The sequence below is a fragment of the Mucilaginibacter sp. genome (genome assembly GCF_039925265.1).
In the GTDB taxonomy this organism is placed as follows: Bacteria; Bacteroidota; Bacteroidia; order Sphingobacteriales; family Sphingobacteriaceae; genus Mucilaginibacter.
Genome location: NZ_JBDSZG010000041.1, coordinates 170,444 through 188,723, shown reverse-complemented (window position 1 = coordinate 188,723; position 18,280 = coordinate 170,444). Strand labels below are relative to the sequence as shown.

Annotated in this window: 18 protein-coding genes; 7 read left to right on the top strand and 11 right to left on the bottom strand. The window is 45.5% G+C overall.

Annotated elements, in window-relative coordinates; translation table 11 throughout:
* The first annotated feature begins 2 nt into the window (after nucleotides 1-2).
* The 5 genes from ABIX36_RS18900 (at nucleotide 3) to ABIX36_RS18880 (ending at nucleotide 5,920) form a co-directional block, all read left to right on the top strand.
* Nucleotides 3-1,142: an XdhC family protein gene (locus ABIX36_RS18900; RefSeq protein ID WP_348083730.1), complete on the top strand. Its 1,140-nt coding sequence runs from the start codon at nucleotides 3-5 to the stop codon at nucleotides 1,140-1,142.
* Nucleotides 1,142-1,729, top strand: coding sequence for a nucleotidyltransferase family protein (locus ABIX36_RS18895; protein WP_348083729.1), 588 nt, complete (start codon nucleotides 1,142-1,144; stop codon nucleotides 1,727-1,729). The genes ABIX36_RS18900 and ABIX36_RS18895 overlap by 1 nt, the downstream gene beginning before the upstream one ends.
* Nucleotides 1,730-1,841: 112 nt before the next feature.
* Nucleotides 1,842-2,990, top strand: a complete 1,149-nt coding sequence (locus ABIX36_RS18890; RefSeq protein ID WP_348083728.1) for a hypothetical protein — start codon at nucleotides 1,842-1,844, stop codon at nucleotides 2,988-2,990.
* 226 nt (nucleotides 2,991-3,216) lie between these two features.
* On the top strand, nucleotides 3,217-4,953 hold the full coding sequence (locus tag ABIX36_RS18885) for a phospho-sugar mutase (RefSeq protein ID WP_348083727.1): 1,737 nt from the start codon (nucleotides 3,217-3,219) through the stop codon (nucleotides 4,951-4,953).
* A 118-nt stretch (nucleotides 4,954-5,071) separates the two neighbouring features.
* Nucleotides 5,072-5,920 carry a hypothetical protein gene (locus ABIX36_RS18880; protein ID WP_348083726.1) on the top strand — a complete coding sequence of 283 codons (849 nt, stop codon included), beginning with the start codon at nucleotides 5,072-5,074 and terminating at the stop codon, nucleotides 5,918-5,920.
* Between the two features lie 339 nt (nucleotides 5,921-6,259).
* On the opposite strand, the gene ABIX36_RS18875 is transcribed toward ABIX36_RS18880, so the two are convergent.
* From ABIX36_RS18875 to ABIX36_RS18860, 4 genes are all read right to left on the bottom strand, one after another.
* On the bottom strand, nucleotides 6,260-6,907 hold the full coding sequence (locus tag ABIX36_RS18875) for a hypothetical protein (RefSeq protein ID WP_348083725.1): 648 nt from the start codon (nucleotides 6,905-6,907) through the stop codon (nucleotides 6,260-6,262).
* Nucleotides 6,908-7,472: 565 nt separating this feature from the next.
* Nucleotides 7,473-7,847, bottom strand: coding sequence for a hypothetical protein (locus ABIX36_RS18870; protein WP_348083724.1), 375 nt, complete (start codon nucleotides 7,845-7,847; stop codon nucleotides 7,473-7,475).
* Nucleotides 7,848-7,867: 20 nt separating this feature from the next.
* Nucleotides 7,868-8,944 carry a lysylphosphatidylglycerol synthase transmembrane domain-containing protein gene (locus tag ABIX36_RS18865; protein WP_348083723.1) on the bottom strand — a complete coding sequence of 359 codons (1,077 nt, stop codon included), beginning with the start codon at nucleotides 8,942-8,944 and terminating at the stop codon, nucleotides 7,868-7,870.
* Nucleotides 8,945-8,967: 23 nt separating this feature from the next.
* The gene (locus tag ABIX36_RS18860) at nucleotides 8,968-10,386 is read right to left on the bottom strand and encodes an alkaline phosphatase family protein (protein WP_348083722.1); all 1,419 of its coding nucleotides are present in this window, start codon (nucleotides 10,384-10,386) and stop codon (nucleotides 8,968-8,970) included.
* A 199-nt stretch (nucleotides 10,387-10,585) separates the two neighbouring features.
* Between ABIX36_RS18860 and ABIX36_RS18855 the strand changes: the two genes are divergently transcribed.
* On the top strand, nucleotides 10,586-10,807 hold the full coding sequence (locus ABIX36_RS18855; RefSeq protein ID WP_348083721.1) for a hypothetical protein: 222 nt from the start codon (nucleotides 10,586-10,588) through the stop codon (nucleotides 10,805-10,807).
* Between the two features lie 103 nt (nucleotides 10,808-10,910).
* Here the strand turns inward: ABIX36_RS18855 and ABIX36_RS18850 are convergent, their stop codons facing one another.
* The 3 genes from ABIX36_RS18850 to ABIX36_RS18840 all read right to left on the bottom strand — a co-directional run bounded on the left by ABIX36_RS18850 (nucleotide 10,911) and on the right by ABIX36_RS18840 (nucleotide 12,417).
* Nucleotides 10,911-11,276 (bottom strand): response regulator, encoded by a 366-nt coding sequence (locus ABIX36_RS18850; protein ID WP_348083720.1) that lies wholly within the window; start codon nucleotides 11,274-11,276, stop codon nucleotides 10,911-10,913.
* 108 nt (nucleotides 11,277-11,384) lie between these two features.
* Nucleotides 11,385-11,675, bottom strand: a complete 291-nt coding sequence (locus ABIX36_RS18845) for a putative quinol monooxygenase (protein WP_348083719.1) — start codon at nucleotides 11,673-11,675, stop codon at nucleotides 11,385-11,387.
* Nucleotides 11,676-11,826: 151 nt separating this feature from the next.
* Nucleotides 11,827-12,417, bottom strand: coding sequence for a thymidine kinase (locus ABIX36_RS18840; protein WP_348083718.1), 591 nt, complete (start codon nucleotides 12,415-12,417; stop codon nucleotides 11,827-11,829).
* A 75-nt stretch (nucleotides 12,418-12,492) separates the two neighbouring features.
* Here ABIX36_RS18840 and ABIX36_RS18835 point away from each other — a divergent pair, with 75 nt between their 5' ends.
* A complete protein-coding gene (locus ABIX36_RS18835; protein WP_348083717.1) occupies nucleotides 12,493-13,668 on the top strand; it encodes a hypothetical protein in 1,176 nt (391 codons plus the stop codon).
* Here ABIX36_RS18835 and rodA read toward each other — a convergent pair.
* From rodA to mreC, 4 genes are read right to left on the bottom strand one after another with little or no spacing between them, the layout of a single operon-like run.
* Nucleotides 13,659-14,939, bottom strand: a complete 1,281-nt coding sequence (gene rodA / locus ABIX36_RS18830) for a rod shape-determining protein RodA (RefSeq protein WP_348083716.1) — start codon at nucleotides 14,937-14,939, stop codon at nucleotides 13,659-13,661. The genes ABIX36_RS18835 and rodA overlap by 10 nt on opposite strands.
* A complete protein-coding gene (gene mrdA / locus ABIX36_RS18825; RefSeq protein ID WP_348083715.1) occupies nucleotides 14,926-16,929 on the bottom strand; it encodes a penicillin-binding protein 2 in 2,004 nt (667 codons plus the stop codon). The genes rodA and mrdA overlap by 14 nt, the downstream gene beginning before the upstream one ends.
* Nucleotides 16,929-17,444 carry a rod shape-determining protein MreD gene (locus ABIX36_RS18820; RefSeq protein WP_348083714.1) on the bottom strand — a complete coding sequence of 172 codons (516 nt, stop codon included), beginning with the start codon at nucleotides 17,442-17,444 and terminating at the stop codon, nucleotides 16,929-16,931. Before ABIX36_RS18820 ends, mrdA begins: the two co-directional genes overlap by 1 nt.
* Nucleotides 17,437-18,270 carry a rod shape-determining protein MreC gene (gene mreC / locus ABIX36_RS18815; RefSeq protein ID WP_348083713.1) on the bottom strand — a complete coding sequence of 278 codons (834 nt, stop codon included), beginning with the start codon at nucleotides 18,268-18,270 and terminating at the stop codon, nucleotides 17,437-17,439. The genes ABIX36_RS18820 and mreC overlap by 8 nt, the downstream gene beginning before the upstream one ends.
* Between the last annotated feature and the right edge of the window lie 10 nt (nucleotides 18,271-18,280).

Genomic DNA, 18,280 nt, shown 5'->3' with positions numbered 1-18,280 from the left:
GGATGAAGGAACTGATAGATATTGTTGCTGCTTACAATATTGCCGCCAAACAGGGCAAAAAAACGGCGCTGGCAACGGTTGTACAGGTAGAGGGTTCCGCCTACCGCAGGGCAGGCGCGCGCATGCTCATTACTGAGGACGGGCAACTTACCGGCGCTATCAGCGGTGGCTGCCTGGAGGGTGACGCGCTGCGCAAAGCCCTACTGGTGATCTTACAGCAGGAACCCATGCTGGTTACCTATGATACTACCGACGATGACGATGCCAAACTTGGCGTAGGTCTCGGTTGTAACGGCATCATCCATATCCTTATCGAACCTATAACCGAGGACCCGAACAACCCGATCAGTTTATTAAAAACTGTAGTTAGCGGTCGCAGGAACGCGGTGCTGGTAACGCTGTTTTCTGTTGAGGACAGGAAAGCGCCGCAACCCGGCACCTGCTTGTGTTTAACCTCAAGTGAGTTGCTGCCGAACAGACTGGAAAGTTCAGTACACCATAAGCAGATAATCGATGATGCAAAACGGGTAATGGAGGGTCAACGGTCTGACACCAAATTTTATAATGATGGTATCAGCTACACCGCCTTTGTTGAATTTGTAAAGCCGCTTATTTCGCTGGTGGTGGTTGGCGCGGGCAATGATGCTATTCCGCTTACCAAACTCGCCGCGGTTTTGGGCTGGGATACTACCGTTATAGACGGTCGGCCCAACTATGCCCTTCCCGAGCGTTTCCCATCGGCACAAAAAGTAATTGTTGCCAAACCAGGGCAGGCGCTATCGCATATCAGCATAAATGAACACACCGCTTTTGTGCTGATGACGCATAACTACAATTACGAACTGGCCCTGCTGAAAGAATTATTGCCCCTGCAACCGAGCTACGTAGGCGTGCTGGGCCCAAAAAAGAAACTGGCCCGTTTGCTTGCCGAGATAGAAAACGGCGGCCAGCAAATAACCGAAGAGCAGCTTAAAAATGTATACGGCCCGGTAGGGCTTGATATCGGTTCGGAAGGCCCGGAAGAGATCGCGCTTTCTATCGTTGCCGAAATCAAAGCAGTGCTATCTAAGCGTAAAGGTTATTCGCTCAAATACAAACCGGCATCTATCCATGCACCGCATTTAACCACCATTGCTAACTAATGGCGGGCATTATCATATTAGCCGCCGGCAAATCTGAAAGGCTGGGGCAACCTAAGCAAAATCTTATTTTCCGGGGTAAAACGCTATTGCAGCGGGCCATTGATACCGCGCTCGATTCGGCCTGCAGTCCCATTATCGTTATACTGGGGGCGAATGAAGATCAGATAAGCATCCAGCCGAATGAAAAAGTCACCATCCTGCAAAATCCCGAATGGTCCGAAGGTATGGCCTCTTCTATCAGTTTAGCTATCCAGGAGATGATAAAACAGGAGGCCGACAGTACTATCGTGATGCTTTGTGATCAGCCTTTTGTTAATGCAGAGCTCCTTAAGGTCATGGCAGAAAAACAAAAAGAAACCGGCAAACCCATCATCGCTTGTGCCTACAACGGCGCTACCGGTGTGCCTGTATTATTTGGAAGCGCTCTTTTTCCCGAATTGCTTTTGCTGCAAGGGCAGGAAGGAGCAAAAAAGATCCTACAAAATCACCCGGGGGATATCGCCCGGATACCGTTTGAAAATGGAGGGATAGATATTGACACGATGGACGATTATGAAGGCCTTGTTGGTCGCCAAAGTGTAAATTAACGGCATAATATGTTAAATTCCTGTTAAAAGCGTACGCAAATACGCAGCTATTGCCTATCTTCATCAAGCTATTTTCACAATACGTATGAGCACCCGTCGTTTTTCGTTTTTTATGAAAACTTTAGTTCTTGCGGTAGCTTTTTTGAGTTTTAATTTAAGCTCAAAAGCGCAGGTACTCTCGGCTGTAATACACGACGCATCCGCTATTGATACAACGGGCAGATACCTAAAAGAAAACCCCGGCTTTATTGTCAACAACTCGCTTACCGCAAAGAGTTTATTGAAAGACCCCGCCCTGGAGCAGGAACTCCAGGTATCCATCCGCAAACCATCCGACCGTAAAGCGCTGATGAAACACCTGCGGGAGATGAACATCAGTACCGATATGGAAGCCAACCGCTCCAACAAAAAGCTGCTTTTTAACCTCGCCAATACCTTTGCCCGCTTAAAAATGTATTCACTCGCCATGAAGTGCTTTTTTAAAACACTGCAATACAATAAAGCCGATCAACCCGTCGAGGCTGATACACTTGGCAGTACAACAGCACTTCCGCCCGACTCATTAAGCGCGGATGTAACCAACCTGGACGAGCGTTACCTCAACTTTAACGATAAGGACGATACCCTGCTAAACCACCAGCCTGGCCTGCAGTTGCCCCTTAATGATAAAGAACCGCGGAGCCCGAAGATAACATACCAGCATATTATTGAAACCTTTAAGGACGGCAAAAAAGCGGTGGCATATGCCATGCTCATCCATGTAAAACAGCCCGTAGGCGGCAAAGCCAGAGTTTACAAATTCACCAATTCGGGGCATACTTTTATCACCCTTATTAAATACAATAGCGATTCTACCTACATATCGCTCTCCTTTGGTTTCTACCCGGATAAGAACCACCCGTTCGCAGGCACGCCTTTGTTCCCTTCATCACACTCCACCTTTAGGGATGATGCCGAGCATAAATGGGATGAGATAGCGGGGAAATTCATCTCTAAACGCAGGTTCGAAAAAATACTGGCACTCACCAAAAACTATGATGGCCTGAAATACCATCTCAGCAAAAATAACTGCACCGATTTTAGCTTGAATGCCGCGCTTTTTGCCGATCTCAGCATAAAAGAAACCACCGGCAAATGGCCGCTGGGGCATGGCAATAACCCGGGCATTACCGGGCAAAGTATGCTGCAAGGCAAAATAGCCGACGGCAACAAACCAGACCTGGATGAAGTGTTTGTGGATGATACGGTGATCAAACAATAAGGACTTCGAAGCCTCACCTTTGGAGAGGATTAGGTGAGGCTCCGCGTAGAGGTCACTCCCTCCTCAAAAATCTCTGCCCGCCCTAAACAAAAACGTCAATTTAGTTATTCTATTAATCCAATGTTAATATTCTGTGATAGAATAACACTCACCATACTTAAAATACATTTTTATTATCATATTTGGATGTAAGAATCCTATTAACCGAAAAATACCCCAGACTACTATGCAGGAATTAGACCCTACCATCCTTCAAAAAGCAAACTCATGGCTCGAAGGAAATTACGATGCTGAAGTAAAGGCACAAATTCAGAAAATGATAGACGATAAAGCGTACACAGAACTTACCGATTCGTTTTATCGCGACCTGGAGTTTGGTACGGGCGGCTTGCGCGGCATTATGGGCCCGGGCAGCAACCGCATTAATAAATATACCATCGGTTCGGCAACGCAGGGACTGGCTAACTACCTTAAAAAAACGTACCCCGGCGAAAAGATCAAAGTGGCTATTGCACACGATAGCCGCAACAATGCCGACCTGTTCTCCGGAATTACCGCAGATGTTTTCTCTGCAAATGGTATCCATGTATACTTCTTTAAGGCCCTGCGCCCTACGCCCGAGCTTTCCTTCGCTGTGCGCCATTTCGGTTGCAAAAGTGGTGTAATGCTTACCGCATCCCACAACCCAAAAGAATATAACGGCTACAAAGCGTATGGTGATGACGGCGGCCAGTTTGTTGCTCCGCACGATGCTGCAGTTATGGACGAGGTTGCAGCTATCAAAAGTATCGACGAGGTGAATTTCACCCGCGTAGATGCTAACATAGAAGAAATTGGCGAAGAGATAGATGTACTTTATTTAGATAACATCACCACGCTTTCTGTTTCTCCGGATGCCATTAAGCGCCAAAAGGATTTGAAGATCGTTTTCTCGCCTATCCATGGTACGGGTATTACTTTGGTGCCGCAGGCTTTGGAACGTTTCGGTTTTGAGAATGTGATACTCGTTGACGAGCAAACCACCCCGGATGGCAATTTCCCAACCGTGGTTTACCCTAACCCCGAAGAAAAAGAGGCCCTTACCCTTGCCCTTAAAAAAGCGCAGGACACCGATGCCGACCTGGTACTGGCTACTGACCCGGATGCCGACCGCGTGGGTATAGCCGTTAAAAACAGCGATGGTGAATTTGTACTGCTTAACGGTAACCAAACCGGCACCATGCTCATCAACTACCTACTTACCGCATGGGAAGAAAAAGGCAAGCTTACCGGCAAGGAGTACATTGTAAAAACTATTGTTACCACCTACCTTATAGATAAAATAGCCGAAGCTAAAAACGTAACCTGCTACAACACGCTTACCGGCTTTAAATACATAGGCGAACTGATGACCAAATTTGAAGGCCAGCAGACCTTCATCGGCGGCGGCGAAGAAAGCTACGGTTACCTCATTGGCGATTTTGTACGCGATAAGGACGCCGTAGTTTCCAGCGCGTTTATTGCCGAAATGACCGCCTACTATAAAGATAAAGGCAGCAGCCTTTTCGAGGCCCTGCTGGATACTTACGTGCAGTATGGTTTCTATAAAGAAAAACTGATCTCGCTCACCAAAAAAGGCAAGACCGGCGCCGAGGAAATTGTGGCCATGATGGATAAATTCCGTAAAAACCCGCCTGCGACACTGGGGGGGTCTAAGGTGATCACCCTTAAAGATTACGAACGGAGCATGCAAACCGACCTTGAAACCAAAATTATTACAATAATAGACCTGCCACAATCTGATGTATTGCAGTTTATTACACAGGATGGCAGCATTATTTCGGCGCGCCCATCGGGTACTGAGCCGAAGATCAAATTCTATTGCAGCGTAAACGGCAAACTGGCCAGCAAAGAGGCTTACGCCGAAACCGACAAACAGTTGGATGATAAGATCAATACGATTATGAAGGATCTGGGGGTGTAAGCCTCGATTCTTTTAATATTTGAAAGCCATCGGTTTTGAGACCGGTGGCTTTTGTTGAAAGCTGTGATGCTAATTGTTTATCAGACTGAAGTGCAAAATGTTATTTTCTAATTATTAAATGGCAAGAGATAATTTTACTGAAACTACAATTAGAGTGTTAGCTCAACGAGTAGGTTATCTTTGTAGCAATCCCGCTTGTAGGCTCCATACCGTAGGACCAAACTCAAATCCAGAAAAGGCTACGATAGTAGGAGTTGCGGCGCATATAACGGCGGCGTCGAAAGGAGGCCCTCGTTACGATTCAACCTTAACTGATGTTAAAAGGAAACAAATTGACAACGGCATTTGGCTTTGTGTTAATTGTTCTACTTTAATTGACAAAGACCCAAACAATTATTCGACGAAGCTATTAACCGACTGGAAAACTAGTTCCGAGGCTGAAATGTATGAAAAGTTAATTTCGCCTTACAAACAGCCTATTAAAATAAATTTACCTACGCCTTTCTTAGAAGCTGATTTAATTTGGGCGCATGGGGGAAGATTTAGGGAAAGGCTTAGTGACAAAAATATCGGTGAAATAGTTAACGGTAGACGAGTGATAATCGCGGGCAGCAATCCTATAATTGAATGGATTTTAGATTGGAATTGGAGCTTGGATATATATAACAACTCAATCAGTCCTGCTTTTAATATTAAGATAGAACCAATTGAAAATTTGAATTTTACGCGCGTTACGAAACTAAATAAGATAAATAACTTACAACCCTATAGCAAGTTTAGCTTAGAGGCATACTATAAAAGATATTTTGAAGGCAATCACATTGAGGCAGACGAGTTATTATCAAAACGCATTCCTGACGATCTAAATGGAATGAAATTTAAAATTTCGTATCTTGATGAACATAGGCAACAACACGCAACGGTTGTGACAATCGACGGACAAGAAATTGTAAATTTTAAAGAATAAGTCCAAAAATTACTCACCGCACTGGTCGCAGTTTATAACTTCGACCTGCAATGAGCTAAGCTTTCAGCTTAACTCGCGACGCTTTTACAGTTCAAAAACGAAACAACTAAGTCGGAAGCTGGAAGCTTCCCATATTTTAGGTCGAAGTTACGCTGTGCTAAACTTCAACCCCTCACTGGTCGAAGTTTACAACTTCGACCTACAATGAGTTAAGCTTTCAGCTTAAGCGGAGACGTTAACTCAACAAAAGTACGATTTGGCAATTCCGAAGCCGGAAGCTTCCCATATTTTAGGTTGAGTGGGAACCCGGCAGCAACATAAATTCTGATGATTATTAGGCTAATTCCCCGGGTATTTTGTCCTCGACCGATATTCTGCCAGGATCTTATCCAGTTCTTTAAACTTAAATTCTTCGTTTTGCAGCTGTTTCACCAAGTCGGGCACGTCGGCAAATGCTTTGCTCAGCACTTCAATATAATTTCCTTTAGTTAACTCGTAAGTTGTATTACCGTCCTGGTACATCGGTATCGCTTTTGAGGAGGAGTAATACGGAGACATTTGCCAGCTATAATTATTTGTGATGTGTGAACCACCGTTGCCCATCGAATTATAGGACGGGCTTTGGCTTATCATCATTCCGCCGCTGGAGGTGGATTTGAATTTGTAATACAGGTGAGTTGTAGGGGTAACGGCGATGACCTTGCCAAAGTATTTTTTATTGTCCTTACCGTCTTGCGTGAGTACCGTTAGACTGTCATTCTCATTCAGGCGTATCAATACCAGGGCTTTGATATCTTCTATCTTGATCTTCTCCGCATCGGCGGTCTTTACTGTTTTGTAATAAAACTTATCGTCCGATGGTACAAAGGTGATAAGCCCGCGGACTTTTTTGCCGTCGTTATCATAAAAATAACCGCTGTTAAATACTTTTTGTGCTTTTGCAGATAACGTGAAACAGCAAAGGAGAAGTAGAATAGTTTTGCGCATAAGGTTTGGTGTTTACGGCTTAAATATACTCTTACAAAACTAACAAACACCGTAAAATGATTTTTATTTATCCCCGCAGTGCCAGCCCTCACGGGCGAGGTACGAAGTTGCCCCCAACTGGTCGAAGTTTATAACTTCGACCTACAATGAGTTGAGCTTTCAGCTTAAGCGGAGAGGTTAGCTCAAGAAAAGCGATGATTTGGGAATTCGGAAGCTGGAAGCTTCCCATATTTTAGGTCGAAGTTACGCTGTGCTAAACTTCAACCAGTGGAGGGGTTTAGATAACGAATCTAATCATTCGCAGGCAATTGCTGGCCCAATCCGTTCAAGTTTTTATGATGTCCACGCGGTGCTACATTTCCGTCGCCGCAGGCTCTCTCTTTGTAAAAAAGGACCCTGAGGTTTTAGGATGTTAAACGCTTACTTCTCCATCTCCTTCAACCACACAGCAACTTCTTCGCGGGCGGCGGTGATTACCGGTTTGCCGGCACGGTAGTACATTTTCCATTGGCCGGGTTTGCGGCGGTACTCTTCATCGATAAATTCGCCGCCACTGGTTTTGGCGCTAAAATCTACCGTAGGTACCTGTACTTAGGCTACCAGCAAGGTAATTAGCGCCTTCTACTGCGATGATCATCGACAGTACAATAACTACCACGCTAAGGCCATCCGCTAACGGTATGAAAGAGGAATATAGCAAAGCGTAAAGCAGGCCGCCTAAAATAATGCCGTAAAGAAACAGTTGAATAATTACAAAAAGCCAGGGGCGTTTGCCAAGTATGGTCGTAATTAGGTTACCGGTAATAATGCCGGCGTATATACCATAAGCCATGCCGCTTTCGCGGCTACCCGTTATACTCATGGCAATAAAAATACACACAAAGCCCGAGAGAGTGGTTATGCCTAATAGCTTGAGATATAGGATAGGGTTAGCGTACATTCGGGCCGATATAAGTTACCTTAACCGGTCTTTTTAAACGTTTGCTTTCGCAGCAGGCTGATCACCACATAGGCACCCACCATCGCCGGGAAAAACAATAGGAACGAGCGTTGCAACAGGGTAAAAATAGGCAGCAAAGTAGCCGGAATAATGGTACCGAACAGTTTGGAAATCAGCACCTCGGCAAAGCCGCTGCCACCCGGGCTTGGTGCAAAGTAGATGCCGAACTGGATAATTACCTGGAAAGCGATAACCTGCACCAGGTTGGCGTTAACGCCAAGTCCCATCAGGATAACCCACTGCAGGCAGTATTTATTGAGGTAAAGCAGGGTAGTTATTACCAAGCTCAGCGGAAACAAAAACGGGTGCTGCCGAATAATAACGCTGCAGGTTTGCTGGTATTTGCTGATGCTGATAAATGAGCTTTCGGCCCATTTACTTAGTTTTTCTTTACGTTTAGGGAAGATAGCAGATAAGCCGTTGGCAATTTTTTTAATGATAGCGCCAACCCAAAGCGGTTTCCAGAAAGCCAGGATAAACGCCATTAAAAACAACAGGAAGAAGGTAAAACCAAACTTCAGCATCTGCGGCACAAAACTGCTTACCGAACTGGTATCCATCAGCATAATGGCCACAAAGCCGGCCAATGGCATAAATATCAGCGTGGCGCCCATGTTGATGAGGCTCACAGCAAAAGCATCAATAAACTTTACACCGTTGCTGGTATACACAAAAATTTGAGCGGGACCAGCGCCGCCGTGTGCCGGGGTAACCGCGCCCATAAACATATTAGCCACATTTGCCCTGAAACTTACCCAATGCGATACACCGGGTGCCAGCTTGCGGATGTAGATATGGTTACGCCAGCTGCCCAGCTGCAGATCTACAAAAAGCATTACAAAACAAATGGCGATGTATTTATAGGAGATATGCTGAAGCGCCTTTAACGTATCGCCCGTATTGTTGTAGAAAAATATCCCGGCAATGGTAATAACCGTTATCAGCGCGAACCAAAGGGCTCCTTTGATAATAACATTTTTGTTGAATACTTTATTTACTTCCTGCTTATCCGCGGTAATGGCTTCCTGCTCAGTCATTGTTAATTTCCCGTACTAATATATTAAAATAATGGCTCGCCTTCCGATTTTTCGGGCACGATACCTTTCCACTTCAGGATGCTGTCGAACAGGTCGGCGGTACGCGCCGGGCCGGTGTTCCAGCCTTTTTGGTTGTATATTAAAGGCACGTGGATGTGTTGGCGATGCAGCGAACCATGCGAGCCCAAATGCTCGGGGTATTCCCAAAAATCGCGCAGGTCGTACCCAACTGCCGCACTTATTACAATATCGCCTGCCCTGCGGCTTTGGAAAAGTTGGTAGATCTGGAAAATAGCGTCCGGGTAATCTGTTTCAAAAGTGGCCTCCAATATAGCGCGGTGACCGGTGGCCTCAATCTTGCCACCATACTTAAGCACGTCGGCGGTTAAAGGTTGGTAAGTGAAAACATCGTCCTTCACCGCAATTTTGGCTTTACCCTCACGGTTATGGATGATAAATGTTTGCTCTTCTTCGCCACGGTAAATGGCAAAATCTACAGCGTCTTCTTTGATAAGTTTCTCCAGGCGTTCCTCGCCCATGATCTTTACAATCTCCGCTTCGCGAAGCACATGGTCGCCCTCATGATCCAGCAGGTGGATACTGCCAAAGGAGTTACCAGATATCATTACCGCCGATTTTGGGTTTTGCTTCCAGATAACCGGGTAGTAAACAGATTTTAAGCCGTTGTTGGTCATCCAGTCGCCCAGGTCCAGGTGCTTGGTGGTTGGCGTAAGCCCGTGGTCGGATGTCATTACAAACAAGGTATCGTCCCACCAGCCTTTATGCTCCAGCTTGGCGCGTACGGTGCCCAGGCTTCTGTCTACAATTTTATAAGCTTCAATAGTGCGTTCATCACGGATATGGTGGTAGTGCGAATCCCAGTCCACGCTTGGGAATACTGCGAACAGGAAATCGAAGTCCTTGCCGGCGTTCAGCATATCCATGATCCGGTCGTGCCCCTGTAGATCTACCGGGTGGTGGATCTGTTTAAAATGTGCTTTGGTATACAGCCAGCCCTTACCCTTTTTACCCAGATCGTATTCATCGGGCACGTTGCGGGTGATCATGTTGTACATATTGTACGATTCGCCCATCAGTTCAAACAGCGTTGGTTTGTCCGGGTGCATATCGGTATTAAACCAGGCTGCTTCGGGGCCGCAGTAGCTGCGCATGGCGTTCTTATTCCAGCGGGTGCGTTTAAATTCCTTTTTATCAAACCAACGGATACCGGTAATATCCTGCGTGCCCGGGAAGTGACCGGTTAAAAACGGCAAATATGCCGGGCCAGTGGTAGAAGGAAAACAGGTAGTTGCCTTACGGTAAGTACCTTCATCAATAATACGTTTTATATTGGGTAAAAGGCCCTGTTCTATCAATTCGGGCAGTACCTCACTGTGGGCGCCGTCCACTAAATAAAACAGCACTCGCTTTTTGCTTTGCATCAGTATCAATTATGTTAGCAGCATTCAAAAATTGACCAAATGTCGTTTTCGGTCAATTCCGCAAAGTTAAATTAATTTGCTTAGTGTGAAACACCGTTTGGGTTTGTAACTGATAAATGGCCATTGCTTTTTGTTAATTTTAGTTAAAATTACGACTGTTTAGAATCATTACTAATTGAAGCGGGTTTTTCCCATCGTAATGCTGAGTATTCACTTGTTTAATTCGGGCGACTATTTGTTGTTACTGCAATACCAGGTGGACCGTACCGATAAGCAGATGAACGAGCTCATCAGCCAAAACCTGTACAATCCAAATACGTTTATAGCGGTAAAGGTAGCCCAGCATCTCACCGGCGTTAACGAAACCGGGGCAATTACAAACACATCGACGGCGAATTTAGTGGCAAGAGTCAAGACTTAAATTTCAAAGTAAATAGAAGCCCGCTGGTGACGTACCGCGCGGGCTTCTTACTTAATTATTAAATCGTTATTAACTTCTACTCCCCCTTCAGGGCGCCGGGGGCCTAAGCGTGCTTCTTTACGATAGCCGCTAACTCAGTAAGGTCAAATGGCTTCTTTAGGTACCCATCGGCCATGCCCGCTTCGGTAATTTCTTTGATGTTGCTAACTGCCGATACGATGATCACCGGGATATGGCTGGTTGCAGGGTTGGTTTTTAATCCTTTACTTAATTGCTGCCCGTTAGCATCGCTGCTCCAGTCGGTAAGCCAGTTATCCAGCAAGATAATGTTGGGGGCAATTTCGGCCAGTTGTTTCAGTATTTTAGCATTGTCGGATGATATTACGTCATAGCCCTCATCCTCCAGGGCAAGCGTAACCGCATCCCTTATATCTTTATCATCCTCAATAACTAAAACTTTCTTAGCCATAATATACTCCTATATATAGGTTGTGGTATCTATCCAAACTTAACTTAACGGATTGTTTAACATTAACACTAAAGCAGATAATTTGTTTATTACGAAAAGCAAAAAACGCTATATCAATCGGGTCAGTATCTTCACCTCGGCCGGTTTCTCCAGCAGAGCTGGCGATATGTGTACAAAATATTTATAATGTGGTGTTTCCATGTGGCGCGATAAGGTATCCTCATCCTTCCACTCCTCTTCAATTACATAGCGGGTGGGCTCATCTTTGTACTGATAAAGTTCGTAAGCCAGGCAGCCTCCTTCTTTTACCGATGCATTAACCAATTTTTTCAACTCCGTATCAAATGCTATTTCCGCATCTTTTTTACAATGCAAATAGGCCAGTAAACTAATGCTCATAAATATGTTTTGTAAGATTAACCTGCGGGCAGGGTTGTTTGTTTGTTTATAAACAGATTGTAATTTTCTTATTATAAAACAGATGTGCGGATATGCAGATAAAAAACACGAAATGATATTAATGCTATGTTTAAGCCGCAACTACCACTACTTACTGTAAACCGGCTGTTCCGTCCAGGTTAAAGCAGTTACGGCAGCGGGGTTCGTAGCTTTCTTTTTCGCCGAGGAGGATCTGGCTTTCGTCGGGCACCAGGCGATAAGAGTTTAACGCCGGGCTGCCGCATTTTACGCATACCGCGTGCAGCTTGGTTACCGATTCGGCCATCGCCATCAGTTCGGGCATGGTGCCAAAGGGGCGGCCTTTAAAATCCATGTCAAGGCCGGCAATAATTACCCTAACGCCACTGTTTGCCAGGCTGCTTACTATACGCGGCAGGTCGTCGTCAAAAAACTGGGCCTCATCAATGCCAACAACCTGTATATGCGGGGCAAGGGGCAAAATAGACGCGGCTTTATCTACCGCTTTGGAAGGAATAGAATTTAGGTTATGCGATACCAGGGCGCTTTTATCGTAACGGGTATCGGCCACGGGGCTAAATATCTCCACATGCACTTTGGCAATGCGGGCCCGGTTCACCCGCCTGATCAGTTCTTCGGTCTTGCCCGAAAACATCGATCCGCAGATCACTTCTATACTCCCACCCACCTCATTGCGCCTTCTAAAAACTTCCTCTGTGTACAAACCTCAAAACTTTTGTGAGGGGCTAATATCAGAATTTTATAGTATTTTTGATAAGCATTTTCCTAACATAATAGCATGAAGCAACAGGAAGTTTTTAAAAAGATAGGCGTAATAATACAGGAGATAAACGAACAGTATGAGTATCTGCAAGGTACCATAGAAAACCTAAACGACCTGGAGCTTGAGCTTTTTGTAGCTAACACTCACTTTTTGAAAGACCATGCCGAAATACTGCGCAAGCTGAACGCCATTAAAAGCCAGCCCATTACCAAAACCAGCATAAAAGATGAACCCAAATGGTTCGAACCGGTTGTACAGCCTGCAAAATCGGTTGCAGTTCCCTTTAAACAAGATACACCGAAACCAGCTTATAACGACAGCATTAAATTTGAAATAGCCCCACCTGAGAAAGAGTTGCAGTTTGAACAGCCCGAACCGAAACCAATTGAAGAACCTGCACCAGTTATCGACCTGAGTAGCGATACCCCCGACGATACATTTTCATTCGAACGCGAAGAACCGGAAACCATTCGCCATGAATTGGTTTTGGATGAAGAAGATAATTTTGAAGATGAGGAAGACGGACAAAGCCAGGATGAAACCTTATTGACGCCGATAGCCGAGATAGCGGAAGAAAGCGCTGAGCCAGAGGCTGAAATTTTGGAGTCTGAAGAAGAAACAGTAACTGCCCAGCCCGAAGTTGAAACTATAGAAGAAGAGGAAGTTCCCGCCGAAGCAGAGATAATCCCCGAAGTTGAAGAAATACCCCAACCGGTAGCGGAAGCCCTTGAGCCGGAGCCCGAAATTGAGGAGGAAGAAACACCTGAGGCACAACCCGAACTGTTTGAAGAACCAAAGACGAAAGGCAAGAAGGTTTTAGCGGAAAGCATGGAAGATATACAGGTGGATAACCTGGAACTAAAAACTAACGAGCAGCAGCCGCTTACGCTTAACCAGCGTTTATCGGCACAAAAAAAGGAAAGCAAAGCGGCAGTCGAGGTGGAAGCCGTAGAGCCATTATCTGACATTAAAGCGGCTATAACCCTTAACGATAAACTCCTGTTTGTAAAAGACCTGTTTAAAGGATATAATCTGGCCTATACCGAAGCCATTGAAATTGTGAACCGTTTCAGCAGTTTTGAAGAGGCCGACAGGTTCCTGAAAAATAACTACGTAACCAAAAATAACTGGGAAGGCAAAAAAGAAACGTCCGATAAGTTTTACGCGTTGCTTAAAAGGCGCTACGCGTAAATAACCCCCATACGGTTACTATCCAGTTTTAACAGAATAAATAGCAGCATAGTAAAGCTTAATAACGATGAGCCACCATAACTGATGAAAGGGAGCGGTATACCGATTACCGGCATCACCCCTATGGCCATGGCGATATTAATAAGCACGTGGAAGAAAATTATGGAGGCTACCCCATAACCGTAAATGCGCGAAAATGGCGCACGCTGTCGCTCTGCTATCATAATAATACGCAGCAATAAAAACAGGTACAAGCCAAGCACCACTACCGAACCTGCAAACCCCCACTCCTCGCCTATGGTACAAAAAATAAAGTCGGTACTCTGCTCAGGTACAAAAGCGTACTTTGTTTGTGTGCCCTGCAGGTATCCCTTACCCCATGCCCCACCAGAACCAATGGCTATTTTTGCCTGGTTTTGATTGTAGCCCACACCCTTATTATCCTTGGTTATTCCCAGTACCACATCTATACGTTTGCGCTGATGTGGTTTTAGCGCGTGTTCATACAACGGTTTCACACCAAATACAAAGGCAATACTTATGGCAGCACCAATAATTATCTTGAACACCAAAGCACGGTTTCTTTTGATCACTAACGCGAGGGCCACGGTTACAGCAATAATGGCGGCTACCACATACCAGCTATTAAATAACAGGGAAGTGATGAACAGCGTAATAAGCAGGCCAACTACAATAAGAAAATATGGCGACAAGCCTTCGCGGTATAACACAAAAATAAGCGAGCAGAATACCAGCGTAGAACCATCATCGGGCTGTAGCTTAATAAGCACCATTGGCAGCAGTATTATTGCTCCTGCTATGAGAAACGATTTTGGGTCGGTTACTTTTACGTTGGTTGCACTGAGATACCTGGCCAGCAGCAAACACGTTGCAAATTTAGCAAACTCCGAGGGTTGCAGCCTAAAACCGCCTCCCATGTCTATCCAGGCCTGGTTACCGCCCACATTGTGCCCCACTAAAAGCACCAGCAATAATAGTAATACCGTTGCTACGTAAAACGCAGGTGCAAGCGCCGAGATGAACCGGCTCTCCAGCAATAATATAATGATGCCCAATACTATGGCTACAATAATGTAGATAAACTGCTTGCCGTACCGGGTATCGGTATCAATAATACTGGGGTTGTTCTCGTCAAAAACGGCGGCATGGATATTAAACCAGCCGATAACGCACAGCGATAAAAAAAGGAATACCGTTAGCCAGTCTACATTTAAAAAGAAGCTGCGCTGCTGATTGTTATTGTAGCTCATCGTCCTTTCGTTTTGGCAGCATAGCTGTTGGCTTGCTTACCGGTTCTTTTCTGGGCGGCGTGTTCGACGCCGCTTTCAATTTCAATTTAGCTACAGAATCTGCCTGGGCCTTTTTGAGGCTATCCAAATGCAACTGCCTTTTTTCGGACGATGTTAACACTACCGGTGGTAGCAGGTTGGCGTTCATGTAATACTCGGGGTTAATGCCTGATGATCGCGTGGAAATTTTACCCGTTAAATATTTTTCCACCATAAAGCTGGCAATAGGCGCGGCCCATGTTGCACCCTGTCCCGATTTCTCTACAATAACCGCTATGGCGATCTTAGGGTTGTCGCGCGGAGCGAACGCCACAAATACCGAGTTATCTAACTGGTTCTTCACCTGGGCGGTACCGGTTTTACCGCACATAATAATGCCCGGTATTTTTGAGCCATTAGCTGTACCCACATCCACTACCTGCTGCATCCCATCAATAGCCGGGCGGAAATACTGCGAATCTACCCCCACGTAATTACGCACGGTGTATTCATGCTTTATCACTTGCTTATCGCCGATGGATTTGATCAGGTGCGGTTTATAGTAGAAGCCCCGGTTGGCAATAATAGCCTCGATATTGGCCAATTGCAGCGGCGTTGCCGAAAGCTCGCCTTGCCCTATCCCTAAGGATATAACAGCACTGGAGCGCCAGCCACCTTTTTTGTAAATCTTATCGTAGTACTCGGCTTTAGGTAATAAGCCCCTGCTTTCGCTTGGCAAATCCAGGTCGAGACGACTACCTAAGCCAAATTTGGCCACTTTATCGCGCCATGCGTTGTACCCGGCATCCACATTGCGCGCCCCAAAACGGTTCACCAATTTTTCAAACACCATATTGAAATACCCATTGCAGGAATGTGCAATTGCCTGGCTTAGTGCCACTGCGCCGTGTACTTCGTGATGGAAACATGGTATTCGGCGGTTACCTGCCTGGTAATAACCAGGGCATACATACACTGTTTGCGGTGTGATCATACCTTCCTGCATCGCTATCAAGGCACTTAACGGCTTAAATGACGAACCGGGAGGGTATAAGGCTTGCACCGGGCGGGTAAAGAAGGGCTTATAAGGATCTTTATATAATTTGGCGGCGTTATTACCACGCTCTTTGCCTACCAGCAGGTTAGGGTCGTAGGTAGGACTACTTACAAAGGCAAGGATCTCACCCGTTGATGGTTCGATGGCTACAATACTCCCTATTTTGTTACGCATTAGCGCCTCTCCCAATTTTTGGATGTTCATATCCAACGAGGATACTAACCGCTCGCCGGCTACCGCGCTGGTATCAAACACACCGTTGGCGTAGGTACCTTTACGCACATTGCGCGAATCTACCATCCAATTTTGTACGCCGCGCTGTCCACGTAAAACAGTTTCATATGATTTTTCTACACCAGTAATGCCAATGTAATCGCCCGGACTGTAGTAGCCGCCGGAGCGTTTGATAATAGGATCGGTAACCTCGCCAATGTAGCCCAGGAATTGCGCCGCTGCCGAATCAGGGTAGGTACGTACCGGCCTTTGCTGCGGGAAAAATCCGGGAAATTCTGAAAGGCGCTCCTGGAATGAAGCGTATAACTGTGCAGAAAGCTGCTTTTCAAAAACGGATGCACGGTATGGCGAATACTTGCGGGCCTTGATGATCCGCTTATCGTAGCCTTCTTTATCAATACCCAGCAGTTTGCAAAACTCCGCTGTATCAAATGCTGTAACCTGTTTCGGTATCACCATAATATCATAAACCGGCTCGTTCTGCACCATTATTTTGCCGTTACGATCCAATATAGGGCCGCGGGCAGGGTACTGGATCATTTTACGCACCACGTTTTGGCTGGCGTAAAGCGCATAGCGGTCGTCCACCACCTGTATATAAAACAAGCGGCCAAGCAGTAACAAAATAAAAGCTATGAAAATACCGGCAACAATATAGCGCCGTTCAAAAAAACTGTTCATTATCGCTCTTTCCTTCTGAAAAATAACAGCCCCGAAACCAGTATCAAAAATACTGTAAATATTGAACTCAATAAAAAGCGGCTTAGTGTATATTGTATTTCAGTAATGCGAAAAACTTCGAGATTAAAGAGGAAGAAGTGATGAAAAAGGGTAAGTACCAGCGCATAAGTAAAAAACCAGCGGAAACCCATAATACTTAAGGTTGGCTCGGGCTCGTTATCAAAGCCATCTTTTTGTACCGTTATGCTGATAAACATTACACGCACCAAAGCAAGCACCGTAGAAGCCGCGGCGTGCAGCCCCGGTGTATCGTAAAACATATCAATAGTTAAACCTAACAAAAACGCGAGGATAAACAGCACTATATTCGGTGTTTCGAAGGGCAGCAACAGGATAAAAAGGATATACAGGTAAGGCGTGGACAGATCATAAAGCGCCACATTCTTCAGCAGAAAAACCTGCAGAAAAATGAGCATAATAAAGCGCACAAGGTTCATCAGGATAATTCTACTCATCTTTTTTCTCCTGGGCCTCCAATCCCGTTTGCTCGGTAGCAAACTTGTTGTTTATTACATATACATACTCCAGCTTGCTAAAATCTACCGCCAGCGCCACTTCCATGTTTAAGAAAAACCCGGCTCCTTTGGCATTCAGCTTGCTCACTTTACCAATAGGTATCCCCGCCGGGAAAAGCGAAAGCTGGGAGGTTACCACCAGTTCGCCTATTTTTGGTTGGGCGGTGTTCGATACATCTCCCAATAAGCCTTTGTGCGGGTCGAGGTCGTCGCCCCATTCCAGGTAGCCTATCTCTTTATTTGTGGCCAACATGGCGCTAAAGCGCGAATCTTTGTGCAGCAATGATTGTACAATGGCAATATGCTCGCCTACCAGCACTACTTTACCTACAACGCCCGAACCTGTTATTACCCCCATGCCTTTTGCAACGCCATCCTTACTCCCCTTGGTTATGGTTAAGTAATTATTGCGCTTGTTAACCGAGTTATTGATCACTTTGGCATCAATATACTCGTACTGTTGCTTGTAAATGGTATCGTTAACCACATGCTTGGCAACAGAATCTAAAAACTTGGAGGAGCGCAACTGGTTACGCAGGTCGGCATTCTCTTTTGCCAGCTGATCATTCACCTCGCGCAGCGAAAGGTAACCCTTCAACTCATCTGCCCGGTCATAAAACTCGCTGGTTACCTTATTAGTGCTATTGATGAACGTAGCCTTCTGAAAAGAGTTGTATTTAATATAAATAACAAGCGACGTGATCTCGAAAATGAGAAACAAAAAGAATGCGTTGTACTTAGTGATAAATATCAGGAGGTTACGCATGCCTTTAAAG

Bases quoted from the DNA above. Each gene is read 5' to 3' on its own strand.
- ABIX36_RS18900 (WP_348083730.1), top strand. From the start codon at position 3: ATGAAGGAACTGATAGATATTGTTGCTGCTTACAATATTGCCGCCAAA.
- ABIX36_RS18895 (WP_348083729.1), top strand. From the start codon at position 1,142: ATGGCGGGCATTATCATATTAGCCGCCGGCAAATCTGAAAGGCTGGGG.
- ABIX36_RS18890 (WP_348083728.1), top strand. From the start codon at position 1,842: ATGAAAACTTTAGTTCTTGCGGTAGCTTTTTTGAGTTTTAATTTAAGC.
- ABIX36_RS18885 (WP_348083727.1), top strand. From the start codon at position 3,217: ATGCAGGAATTAGACCCTACCATCCTTCAAAAAGCAAACTCATGGCTC.
- ABIX36_RS18880 (WP_348083726.1), top strand. From the start codon at position 5,072: ATGGCAAGAGATAATTTTACTGAAACTACAATTAGAGTGTTAGCTCAA.
- ABIX36_RS18875 (WP_348083725.1), bottom strand. From the start codon at position 6,907: ATGCGCAAAACTATTCTACTTCTCCTTTGCTGTTTCACGTTATCTGCA.
- ABIX36_RS18870 (WP_348083724.1), bottom strand. From the start codon at position 7,847: ATGTACGCTAACCCTATCCTATATCTCAAGCTATTAGGCATAACCACT.
- ABIX36_RS18865 (WP_348083723.1), bottom strand. From the start codon at position 8,944: ATGACTGAGCAGGAAGCCATTACCGCGGATAAGCAGGAAGTAAATAAA.
- ABIX36_RS18860 (WP_348083722.1), bottom strand. From the start codon at position 10,386: ATGCAAAGCAAAAAGCGAGTGCTGTTTTATTTAGTGGACGGCGCCCAC.
- ABIX36_RS18855 (WP_348083721.1), top strand. From the start codon at position 10,586: ATGCTGAGTATTCACTTGTTTAATTCGGGCGACTATTTGTTGTTACTG.
- ABIX36_RS18850 (WP_348083720.1), bottom strand. From the start codon at position 11,276: ATGGCTAAGAAAGTTTTAGTTATTGAGGATGATAAAGATATAAGGGAT.
- ABIX36_RS18845 (WP_348083719.1), bottom strand. From the start codon at position 11,675: ATGAGCATTAGTTTACTGGCCTATTTGCATTGTAAAAAAGATGCGGAA.
- ABIX36_RS18835 (WP_348083717.1), top strand. From the start codon at position 12,493: ATGAAGCAACAGGAAGTTTTTAAAAAGATAGGCGTAATAATACAGGAG.
- rodA (WP_348083716.1), bottom strand. From the start codon at position 14,939: ATGAGCTACAATAACAATCAGCAGCGCAGCTTCTTTTTAAATGTAGAC.
- mrdA (WP_348083715.1), bottom strand. From the start codon at position 16,929: ATGAACAGTTTTTTTGAACGGCGCTATATTGTTGCCGGTATTTTCATA.
- ABIX36_RS18820 (WP_348083714.1), bottom strand. From the start codon at position 17,444: ATGAGTAGAATTATCCTGATGAACCTTGTGCGCTTTATTATGCTCATT.
- mreC (WP_348083713.1), bottom strand. From the start codon at position 18,270: ATGCGTAACCTCCTGATATTTATCACTAAGTACAACGCATTCTTTTTG.